This is a genomic window from Mycobacterium sp. E3198 (genome assembly GCF_001667015.1).
In the GTDB taxonomy this organism is placed as follows: Bacteria; Actinomycetota; Actinomycetes; order Mycobacteriales; family Mycobacteriaceae; genus Mycobacterium.
Map to the genome: position 1 here is coordinate 1 of NZ_LZIS01000156.1, position 11,082 is coordinate 11,082.

Sequence of the window (11,082 nt, forward strand, 5' to 3'; positions counted from 1 at the left end):
GGCGGCGACTTCCCCGTCGCGGTGGTCGACCTGCGCGACGACCTCGACGCGGAGCGGCGGCTGGAAGCCCTGCGGGAGGCCAAATCGCACCAGCAGCTCGACGGCGCGGTGTTCGAACTGACGCTGACGCTGCTCCCCGACGATCGGTCCCGGCTGCACGTCGATCTGGACATGCAGGCCGCCGACGCGATGAGCTATCGCACCCTGATGGCCGACCTCGCCGCCCTCTACCTGGGCCGCGACCTCCCCGAGTTGGGTTACACCTACCGGGAATACCGCCAGGCAATCGCCCGGCAGGAGGCCCAACCGCGGCCGGAGCACGACGCCGACCGGGACTGGTGGGCGGCTCGCATCCCGCAGGGCTTCCAGCCGCCGCTCCGCGTCGAGGTCGTCGCGCAGGTCGACCACCGCGACGGGGAAGTCGCCGCCGTCGTCCGTCGGGATGCGCTGCGTGCCGTCGGGCAGAAACCGCACCCGCAGCATGGGGTGCCGGCGCGCCAGCCGGGTCGCCGCCGCCCGTAGGCGATCCGGGTCGACCGGCCCGCCGTCGAACTCCACGTACAGGTGCCCGGCCACCCCGCCGAACTGCTGGTTGTCCTGGCGCCCAACCCACATCGCGTGCTGCATCGGGGCAAGGGGGAACGGGTCGCCGGCGGGGCCGGCCGCGTCGACCATCGGGGCGGGCCGGTCGGCGCCGGGCGCCGGCGCACCGGCGGTGACCAGCTCGGACCACGCCTCGATCGTGGGGGCCGCGGCCAGCGCGGCGAAATCGACGGCGATGCCGTCCCGGCGCCACCGACCGGCCAGCGTCATCATCCGGATGGAGTCCAGGCCCTGGCCGATCAGGTTGCTCCCTGGGTCGATGGTGTCGGCGCGGACGCCGAGCAGCTCGGCCACCTCCGCACGGATGTCCTCCGAGCCCGCCGGGGCACGCACCACGAATCCTCCCAGAATTAGCAAAGGCTGCCCTAAGTTGTTGGTTACCCTATCCTCGATACCTGCGCCGCCGCTACCACCCCCCGAGCAAGGAGTCCGATGGCCCCGAACATGCCGCGGCGTCCGGGGCCGGAGGGCTTCGTGCCGTTCCCGGCCGACCGCGCCGCGTCCTACCGGGCGGCGGGCTATTGGGTGGGACGGACGCTGGACACGCTCCTGACCGACGCGGCGGTGTCCTGGCCCGACCGGATCGCGGTCGTCGACGCGCTGTCGGACGCCGGGTTGAGCTACGCCGAACTCGACGCGCGGGCCGACCGCGTCGCGGCCGCGCTGGGGCGGCTGGGCATCGCGCCGGGCGACCGGGTGCTGTTACAGCTGCCCAACGGCTGCCCGTTCGCGGTCGCGCTGTTCGGGTTGCTGCGGGCGCGGGCGATCCCGGTGCTGTGCCTGCCCGGCCACCGGGCCGCCGAACTGGCCCACTTCGCCGCGGTCGGCGACGCGACCGGTCTCATAATCCCGGACACCGCAAGCGGATTCGATTACCGGGCGATGGCGCGCGGCCTGGTCGGCGATCACCCCGCGCTGCGGCACGTCATCGTCGATGGCGATCCCGGGGAATTCACCCCGTGGGCCCACCTGTGCGAGGAAAGCGCCGGAAGGACCCCCGCACCGCCGGCCGACCCGGAAACCCCTGCGCTGCTGCTGGTTTCGGGCGGCACCACGGGCACCCCCAAGCTGATCCCCCGAACCCACGAGGACTATCTCTTCAACGCGAGGGCCAGCGCCGAGGTCTGCGGTCTGGGCGCCGACGACGTCTACCTGGCGGTGCTGCCCGCGGGCCACAACTTTCCCCTCGCCTGCCCCGGCCTGCTCGGGGCCATGGCGGTAGGCGCGACGACGGTGTTCGGCGCCGATCCCAGCCCGGAGGCCGGGTTCGCCGCGATCGCCCGCCACGGCGTCACGGTCACCGCCCTGGTGCCGGCGCTGGCCAAGCTGTGGGCCCAGGCGTGCGACTGGGAGCCGACGCCGCCAAAGTCGTTGCGGCTGCTGCAGGTTGGCGGGGCTCGACTGGAACCGGCGGACGCCCGGCTGGTGCGCGCCGCGCTGACGCCGGGCCTGCAGCAGGTGTTCGGGATGGCGGAGGGCCTGCTGAACTACACCCGCCCGGACGACCCCGCCGAGGTGGTCGAGAACACCCAGGGGCGGCCGCTGTGCGCCGGCGACGAACTGCGCATCGTCGACGCGGCGGGCCGGCCGGTGGCGCGCGGCGACGAGGGCGAGCTGCTGGTGCGCGGACCGTACACGATCAACGGCTACTTCCGCGCCGAGCGCGACAACGAACGCGCCTTCGACCCCGACGGCTTCTACCGCAGCGGCGACCTGGTCCGCCGCCGCGACGACGGCAACCTGGTGGTCACCGGCCGGGTCAAGGACGTCATCTGCCGTGGCGGTGAAACCGTCGCGGCCGCCGAGCTCGAGGAGCACCTGCTGAGCCACGCGGCGATCCGATCCGCGGCCGCGGTAGGGCTACCCGATCCCTATCTGGGCGAAAAGATCTGCGCGGCAGTCGTTTTTGCCGGGGAACCGGTCGACCTCGCCGAGCTGAACGCGCACCTCGACCGGCGCGGCGTGGCCGCCCACGCCCGGCCCGACCTGCTGGTCGCGCTGGCGGCGCTGCCCACCACGCCGATCGGCAAGGTCGACAAGAAGGCGCTCACCCGCCGGCTCGGCGGTGCCTAGCCCGGAGTCAGTGCTGCACCCGCACGGCGAGGTAGTAGTCGTGCAGTCGGGCGTTGTCGACGGTGTAGCTCACCGCCTTCACAGCGGCATCATGGTCGGAACTCAACCAGCGCTCGGTGTGCTGGCGCTCGAACTCGGCCCACGACGCCACGGTGAATCTCTCCAGCATGAGTTGGGGACTCTTGGTGCTTCGGTACAGCCGCCAGCTGTGGCCACCGGTACGCAGGCGTGATCGCCGGACCGCGGCCATCGCCTCGACGAAGCCGTTGAGGTTCTCGGCCGGCACCCGATATTGCACCGTCACCAACACCGGCCCGTCGTTGGGGCGCGGCTCGAACATCAGCATCGGCGACGTCCAACACGTCGAAATGTCGCGACTCAGCAGCCCGGTGGCCGCCCGCAGCGGAAGCACGGCGACGCTGAGGGCGGCCACGCCCAGCAGGACGGCCGAGCACGTCAGCGCGGTCTCGAGACTCGCCTGCGTGGCGACCACGCCCCAGCAGTACGAGCCGATCGCCATCGAACCCGTGAAGACCAGCAGGTACATCGACAACCCGCGCGCCCGAACCCATTGCGGCAGGTGCAATTGCGCCGCCGCGTTCAACGTCGACAAGGTGATCAGCCAGGACATCCCCGCCAGCACCAACACCGGCATCGCCGCGGCGAACGGCAGCCACGCCACCGCCGCGGGCGCGAGACCGTAGACCGCGGCGCACGCGGCCAGCAGGACGTTGGCCGACACCTTCCGGCGCAGCGGTGTGGCGAGGGCGACGGCGATCGTCGCGCCAAGACCGATGGCCCCCAGTGTCAGGCCGTAGCCGCCGGCTCCCAGGTGCCACCGGTGGTCGGCGGCCACGGGCAACAGCGCCAACAGGGCCGACGCGGGGAACAGGAAAAGGCTGGCGCGCAACAAGATCCGCAGGAAAATCGGGCTGTGCACCACGTATTGCAGCCCGGTGCCGATCGCCTGGCTGATGCGTTCTCGCTCGATCGGCGCGATTTGCTTGGGGCGTTTCCAGCCCCGCAGGACGATGATGATGCCGGCGAACGAGACCGCGTTGATCGCGAAGACGGCGGCGGGGCCGGCCAGGGCCACGGCGACGCCGCCGATCGCGGGGCCCACCGCCTGGCCGACGTTCGCCGAGACGCTGGACAAGGTGGCGGCGGCGGGTATCTGCTCGCGCGGCACGACCTCGGGCTGAATCGCCTGCCAGGCCGGTGCGGTCAGCGCCGACGCGCAGCCGATGGCCACCGTGAACAGCAACAGCGATGTCGGGGTGAGGTGACCGGAGTAGGTCAGCGCCGCCAGGGCCAGCGCCACCACCACCGCGTACGACTGCAGGAAGATCAGCAGCCGCCGCCGGTCGAACAGGTCGGCCAGCACGCCGGCGAACAGTCCCAGCAGCAGCGTCGGCCCCAGGCTGGCCGTCTGGACCAGCGACACGATGGCGGCGCTGCCGTGCTCCTCGATCAAGAACCATTGGGCCGCCACGCTTTGCATCCAGGTCCCGATGTTGGAGATGAACTGCGCGATGAACAGGCCGCGATACAGGCGATTGCGCAACGGCGTGGGCGCCGGCTGCCCACCGTCGGCGCGCTCGGCGACCTGCGTCACCATCGAACCGATTGACGACGGCCCGTCGCTGCACGGGCAACGCCTTGCGCGTGGTGCACGGCTGAGAAGTCTAGGGCACGTCCTGCCGTGCGGCACGCGACAGGCGGCTAGAAATTCAACCCGGAGAACATCACCCGGCCGGGGTCGTACTTCTGCCGTACGGCGCTCAGCCGGGACAGGTTCGGGCCGAAGTAGCGCGATGCCGGCTGGCCGGCCTCGATGTAATTCACGTAGCCGCCGACCGAATACGGTTGCACCGCTTGGTGTGCGGTGGAGAGCCAGTTGGTGGCCGCGGCCGGGTCAGCAGTCTCGACATACCACTGCACCAGCGACGACTGCCGGCGCCACGGAAAGGCCGTGGCCCCCGGCGCCACCGTCGCCAGGGCGCCGTCGAGGGCGTGCATGATCGCCAGCATGCGCCCCGCGCTCCGGGGGAAGGCGTCCACCGCGGCGGCGATCCCCTGGGCAGCGGCCGGGGTGAGCGTGGTGAACACGTCGGAGCCGCCGACGTACCCGAGCGGCGCCGGGTTGAGGTTCCCGACGGCCAGATACCGCACCAGATCCAGGTAATTGAAGGTGTGGCTGTCGGTGCCGGTCGGCTGCAGTCCGACGGCCGAGGTGATCGCATTCGCCACGCTCCCGCCCGACCCCGCCGGGCAGGTCGCCATGATCCGGCAGTGCGTGCCCATCGCGTCGACGGTGGCGTCGGCCAGTGCCCAGCTGTTCCGGTCGGCGGTGCGCAGCCAACCCTGCCAACCGAGCAAGACCTGCGCGAACGACTGCGGCGGGTAATTGAGGTTGACCACGTCGACGTCGGCGGTGGGAAACGTCGCGAAGGTCAGCGAGGTCGTCACGCCGAAGTTGCCGCCACCGCCGCCGCGCAGCGCCCAGAACAGGTCGGGGTTGCTGGCGGCCGACGCCGTGACCGCCTGGCCGCCGGGCAGCACCACCGACGCCGACGTCAACTGGTCGCACAGCAGGCCCGCGTGCCGGGATTGGGCGCCCAGCCCGCCGCCCAGGGCGTGGCCCGCGGCGCCGACCGACGGGCACGTGCCGGTCGGGATGCCCCGGCCGGCCGCGGCCAGCGCCTGGTGCATCGCGTACAGGCTCGTCGCCGGCGTCACCGTGACCTGGCCGGTGGCCGCGTCGTAGTTGACTTCCCCCGGCAGCTGGCGCAGGTCGAAAACCATGGCCCCGTTGGCCGTGGACGCGCCGATGTAGGAGTGGCCGCCGCTGCGCGGGGCGACCTTGAGGTTGTTGGCGGCGGCGAACGCCATCGCCTTCTGCACGTCGGCCGCCGACGTCGGGGTGACGATCGCCGCCGGCGTGGAGCCGTTGTAGTTGGTGTTGAAAACCTGCTTGGCCGAGCCGAATTGGGGACTGCCCGGCAACAGCACCTTGCCGCCGAGGGCGGTGGACAGGCCGTCCCAGCCGGACGCGGCCGGAGCGGCGGAGGCCCGGACCGAGCCGAGGTGGCCCGATCCAAACACTGCGCCGGCGGCCAACGCGCCGGCGGCGCCCCGCAGAAACGTCTGGCGGGAGATCTCACGCGCCAACGTCGGGCTCCCGCGATTGCGTCATGCCCGCATTCTCGATGAGGAGAACCGCGGCGCGGCATGACGTGTCGGGGCGACGACCGAAACGTGCCCGAACCGTTACCCCGCCGAGCGCCTACCGCCCGCTGAGCGTCAGTGTCCCTTCGGTTTTGAGCACCCTGCTGGCGGTGATCCGCTCGGCCTTGCGGGCCTCCCGCTCGAGGTAGCGCTGCTTGGATTCGTCGAATTTGTCGCCGGCCACCTCGAGTTCCTTGATCAGCACGGCGAGGTCGTCGCGCATCCGGGCGGCCTCGCCGGTGAAGTCCTCGCGTTCGAAGATGCGCCACTTCTTCAGCACCGGCATGACGACCTCGTCGAGATGGATGCGCGGGTCGTAGACACCGCCGACCGCGATGATCACGGCCTTGCGCCGAAACTCCGGCACGGTGAATCCGGGCATCTTGAAGTTGCGCAGGATACGGTGCACCGATCTCATCGCCTGGTTGGGCGCGATGTCCAGGCCCGCCGCGCTGACGTCGCGATAGAAGATCATGTGCAGGTTCTCGTCGTGCGACACCCGCGCCATCAACTGTTCGGCGATGGTGTCGTCGGCGGCCTTGCCGGTGTTGCGGTGCGCGACGCGGGTGGCCAATTCTTGGAACGACACGTACATGACCGAGTCGAAGAGGCTGTCGGCGAACATGTCACCCTGTTGGTTCTGACCCGGGCTGAACCCGCGTGTCATTTGCTCCATCCGCAGCTTCTCCAGCTCGACCGGGTCGACCGCGCGGGTGACCACCAAATAGTCGCGCAGCGCCGTGCTGTGCCGGTTCTCCTCGGCGGTCCACCGATTCACCCACTGGCCCCACGGGCCGTCCATGCTGAAGTTCATCGCGATCTCGCGGTGATACGACGGCAAGTTGTCCTCGGTCAGCAGGTTTTGCACCATCGCGACCTGTGCGACGTCGGAAAGCCGGCTCTGGCCGGGCTCCCAGTCCTGACCGTCCAGGGCGTAGAAATTCTTGCCGTCCGACCACGGAACGTAGTCGTGCGGGCTCCACTCCTTGAACAGCGACAGGTGGCGGTTGAGCAGCTGCTCGACCACGGGCTCGAGCTCCTGCAGTAGCTGCAGGTTGGTCAAGCTGTCGGACACGGGACCCTCCCAGTTATGTGTGTCTATCAGTACCTGTGTCATGCAGTTACACAAAGATCACACGTCGGGAGCCGGTCGACTAGGGCCAAAAGTCCTTACGGGCCGAGCGGCGGGGGCTCCTCCGCGCCGAGATCGACGAAAGCCGACGCCGGAAGCGCTAGGGGCGGGCAATCAGGTACGGCGCGAGCGTCGACAGCTTTTCGCAGGTCTCCTCGAATTCGCGCTCGGGCTCGGACTCCTCGATGATTCCGGCACCGGCCCGCAGCCACGTCGTGCCCTCGCATTCGTACGCAGCCCGCAGCGTGAGCGCCGCGTCCAGGCCGCCGTCGGCCGAAAACATCACCACGGCACCGGAATACAGCCCGCGCGGGCCTTCGTCGAGGCGCAGGATGGCCTCGACGGCGGCCGCTTTCGGGATACCCGAGGCCGTGACCGCCGGAAAGAGCGCCTCCAGCGCGTCCATCCGGTCGCTCGACGGGCCCAGCCGCGCGCTGACCGTGGAACCCAGGTGCTGCACGCTCCCCCGCTCCCGCACCGTCATGAAGTCGCTGACCACCGCGGTTCCCGGTTCGGCGATCTCGGTCATCTCCCGCAACGAGCTGCGCACCGAAATAGCGTGCTCGACAATCTCTTTGGAGTTGGATTCCAGGTCCTCGCGAGCCTGGCGATCATGCGCCGCACCGCGGCCGAGCGCGCGCGTGCCGGCCAGCGGCTCGGTCACCACGGCGCCATCGCGGTGCACGGCCGCCACGAGTTCGGGGCTGTAGCCGACGGCGCGGATCCCGCCGAGCCGCAACAAAAACGACCGCACCGGGGTGTTGTGCCGCCGGCCCAGCCGGTAGGTGTTCGGGAAGTCAAGCGGGAAAGGGACTTCGACGCAACGCGACAGGATCACCTTGTGGTAGCCCCCCGCCGCGATCTCGCGGACGGCCGCCGCCACCCGGTCGCGGTAGCCGGACGGGTCGGCGCTCACGTCGACCGCGCGGGCGTCGGGCAGGTCGCGCACGCCGTCGCCAACCACGCCGTGCACCGCCTCACTGAGGCCGGCGTCGCCGCCGTAGCAGCGAACCGCCTCCGGGGTCACCACGATGCGGGTGCGCGGCCAAAACACCCGCGCCAAAGGTGTGCGCGGCGCCAGGCGATGCCGCAGCCCGTAGCGGTGGACGCCGAATTCGAAGGTGACCCAGCCGAAAAGCTGGTCGGTTTCGAGCAGGAGCCGGTCGATGGCTTCGCCCAGGACCGGGCCGGGCCGCCCGGACCACCGTTGCCGCTGCGTGACGCCGTCGCGGATCACCCGCAGCTCGTCACTGTCCAGCTCGACCATCGCCCGCACGCCGCCGGCCAGCACCCATTGGCCGTCGTGTTCGTAGAGCAGGTACTCCTCGCCGAGCCGCTCCGGCAGCGCGCGAGCCAGCTCGGCGGCCAAGTCGGCCGGGTGGACGTCGGGGGGCAACGGAATCGTCGGTGACGTGGAGCCTGCGGAACTCGTTTCGACGCTGACCTCGGTCACGGTTAGTAAATGTAGCCTAACCTATCTAACAACGCGCAACCCCTCCCCCGGCCGCCGCGGAGACCGGCGCCGCCACGCCCGCGGCGATGCTTACAGGGAATCACCAGAAAAGTCACAGTGGATTCACGTCGAACTCGCCATACACCGTCCGACCAGCGGCGCGGTGACCAGAGGCTTTGGGAAAATCCGCTCTTTCGATACGGCTGTGTAAAACGGGGCCTTTTCGCGCTGTGTCCGAGTGGCGGACCCCTACCGGCGGGGCTAAATTTTGCACCGGTTTCGGGATGTCGCGGTTGCCCCGGTTGTGCACGGTGCTTCCCCCAATCACTGCTTCAAAAAGAGAGGCACCACCACAATGCTGCAAGAGTTCTGGCACAACTTCACCCACAACCTGTTCAAGCCGCTCCTGCTGTTCTTCTACTTCGGCTTCCTCATCCCGATCCTGAAGGTGCGCTTCGAGTTTCCGTACGTGATCTATCAGGGCCTGACGATGTACCTGCTGCTGGCCATCGGCTGGCACGGCGGCGAAGAACTCGCCAACGTCAGCGCCTCGAGCATCGGGGTCATCATCGGATTCATGGTGGTGGGCTTCCTGCTCAACTTCCTCATCGGGGCGATCGCCTACGTACTCATGGGTTGGCTGACGTCCCTGCGAAAGGTCGACCGCGCCACGGTCGCCGGTTACTACGGATCGGACTCGGCGGGAACGTTCGCGACCTGCCTGGCCGTGCTGGCCGCCGTCGGCATCGCGTTCAACCCCTACATGCCGGTGATGCTGGCCGTCATGGAGGTGCCCGGCTGCCTGGTGGCGCTGTACTTCGTCGCGCTGCTGCGGCACCGGAACATGGACGCCGCCGGGAACATGCCCGACGAGCCCGGCTACACCCCGCCGGTGAAAGTGGGCGTGGGGCCCGGCACCGCGGCCAAGCCCCCGCACGGCCAGAGCCTCGCGGCCGAGCACGACCGGGGAGTCGAGACGGAGCTCGAACTCTCGATGGAAAAGCTGGACCACCCCGACTGGGAGCCCGACCAGAACCCCCCGCCCGCGAAGGGCAAGCGGGGCGTACCCCTCTTCTCTCGTGAGCTCCTGCAGGAAGTGTTCCTCAACCCCGGCCTCGTCCTGCTGTTCGGCGGCATCGCCATCGGGCTCATCAGTGGCCTGCAGGGGCAGAAGGTCGTTGCCGACGACGACAAGTTCTTCGTGTTGGCGTTCCAGGGCGTGCTGTGCCTCTTCCTGCTCGAGATGGGCATGACGGCGTCCCGCAAGCTGCGGGATCTGCGGTCGGCTGGACCGGGTTTCATCTTCTTCGGCCTGCTCGCGCCGAATATCTTTGCGCCGCTGGGCATCATCGTCGCGCACCTGTACGCGGCCGCGACCAACGCCGATTTCAAGCCGGGGACCTACGTGCTGTTCGCGGTTTTGTGCGGTGCCGCTTCCTACATCGCCGTCCCGGCGGTCCAGCGCCTGGCCATCCCCGAGGCGAGCCCGACCCTGCCGCTGGCGGCATCGCTTGGCCTGACGTTCTCCTACAACGTCACCATCGGAATCCCGCTGTATATCGAGATCAACCGCCTGGTCTCACACTGGTTCTAGCGACGATCGGCTGCGTCGCCGCTATTCGCGGGAAATCGGTGCTCGGAACGTGAAAACGAGCGTTGTTAATTGTTCGTAAAGAGGGCGTCACCAAGTTGACTCGCGTCGCGTGAGTCCTCATGGTTCTAATGATGTTCTCGCACGCCGCGCTTCCCTTTTCCCCGCCCGCTTCGCTGGCCTAGCTCGCCAGGAGGCGCGATGCTGTACGAGTTCTGGCAGAACTTCACCCAGAACCTCTTCAAGCCGCTGTTGTTGTTCTTCTATTTCGGTTTTCTGATTCCGATCCTGAAGGTGCGCTTCGAGTTCCCGTATGCGATCTATCAGGGGCTCACCATGTACCTCTTGGTGGCCATCGGCTGGCAGGGCGGCGAAGAGCTGGCCAAGGTCAAGCCGGCCGACATCGACAACATCGCCGGCTTCGTGGCGGTGGGCTTCGCGTTGAACCTCGTGGTCGGTGCGCTGACCTATTTCCTGTTGCGGTACCTCACAAGGTTGCGGCGCGTCGACCGTGCGACGGTCTCCGGCTACTACGCGTCGGATTCGGCGGGCACCTTCGCCACCTGTGTGGCCTTCCTGACCAGCGTCGGCATCGCCTTCGACGCCTACATGCCGGTGATGCTGGCCTTCATGGAGATTCCCGGCTGCCTGGTGGCGCTGTACCTCGTGGCGCGGTTGCGGCACCGGGGGATGGACGACGCGGGGTTCATGCCGGACGAGCCCGGCTATCGGGCTCCCGCCATGGTCGGGCCGGGCGCGGCCACCCGGCGCGCCGGGGCGGACAGCGTCGACGAGGACTCCGATCGCGGGATCGAGGAGGAGCTGGAGTTCTCGCTGGAGAAGCGGGAGCATCCCGAGTGGTATGAGGCGGCGCCGTTGCGCAGCAAGGCGCCCCTGTTCTCCCGCGAGATATTGCAGGAGGTCTTCCTCAATCCCGGCATCATCCTCCTCGTCGGCGGAATAGCGATCGGCTTCATCAGTGCCCTGCAAGGCCAGAAGGTC

8 protein-coding genes are annotated in these 11,082 nt (G+C 69.0%); 3 read left to right on the top strand and 5 right to left on the bottom strand.

Annotated features, from left to right (window positions below):
* The coding region (locus A5673_RS29170; protein ID WP_231971123.1) for a phosphopantetheine-binding protein at positions 1-939 on the bottom strand (939 nt) is incomplete at its 3' end.
* Positions 940-1,035: 96 nt separating this feature from the next.
* Between A5673_RS29170 and A5673_RS17235 the strand changes: the two genes are divergently transcribed.
* Entirely contained in the window at positions 1,036-2,676 is a 1,641-nt protein-coding gene (locus A5673_RS17235) for a (2,3-dihydroxybenzoyl)adenylate synthase (RefSeq protein ID WP_068234832.1), read from the top strand.
* Between the two features lie 7 nt (positions 2,677-2,683).
* Here A5673_RS17235 and A5673_RS17240 read toward each other — a convergent pair whose 3' ends face one another.
* The 4 genes from A5673_RS17240 to A5673_RS17255 form a co-directional block, all read right to left on the bottom strand.
* A complete protein-coding gene (locus tag A5673_RS17240; protein ID WP_068234835.1) occupies positions 2,684-4,294 on the bottom strand; it encodes an MFS transporter in 1,611 nt (536 codons plus the stop codon).
* A gap of 104 nt (positions 4,295-4,398) precedes the next feature.
* The gene (locus A5673_RS17245) at positions 4,399-5,847 is read right to left on the bottom strand and encodes an FAD-binding oxidoreductase (RefSeq protein WP_068234838.1); all 1,449 of its coding nucleotides are present in this window, start codon (positions 5,845-5,847) and stop codon (positions 4,399-4,401) included.
* A gap of 115 nt (positions 5,848-5,962) precedes the next feature.
* Positions 5,963-6,979 (bottom strand): acyl-ACP desaturase, encoded by a 1,017-nt coding sequence (locus tag A5673_RS17250; protein WP_068234840.1) that lies wholly within the window; start codon positions 6,977-6,979, stop codon positions 5,963-5,965.
* Positions 6,980-7,136: 157 nt separating this feature from the next.
* Positions 7,137-8,489 carry a salicylate synthase gene (locus A5673_RS17255; RefSeq protein ID WP_068234843.1) on the bottom strand — a complete coding sequence of 451 codons (1,353 nt, stop codon included), beginning with the start codon at positions 8,487-8,489 and terminating at the stop codon, positions 7,137-7,139.
* Between the two features lie 355 nt (positions 8,490-8,844).
* Here A5673_RS17255 and A5673_RS17260 point away from each other — a divergent pair, with 355 nt between their 5' ends.
* Together A5673_RS17260 and A5673_RS17265 are read left to right on the top strand one after the other, a co-directional pair.
* The gene (locus A5673_RS17260; RefSeq protein WP_068234846.1) at positions 8,845-10,083 is read left to right on the top strand and encodes a sodium-dependent bicarbonate transport family permease; all 1,239 of its coding nucleotides are present in this window, start codon (positions 8,845-8,847) and stop codon (positions 10,081-10,083) included.
* A gap of 198 nt (positions 10,084-10,281) precedes the next feature.
* Positions 10,282-11,082, top strand: an 801-nt coding sequence (locus A5673_RS17265; RefSeq protein WP_197518407.1) for a sodium-dependent bicarbonate transport family permease, incomplete at its 3' end; no start/stop codon positions are given.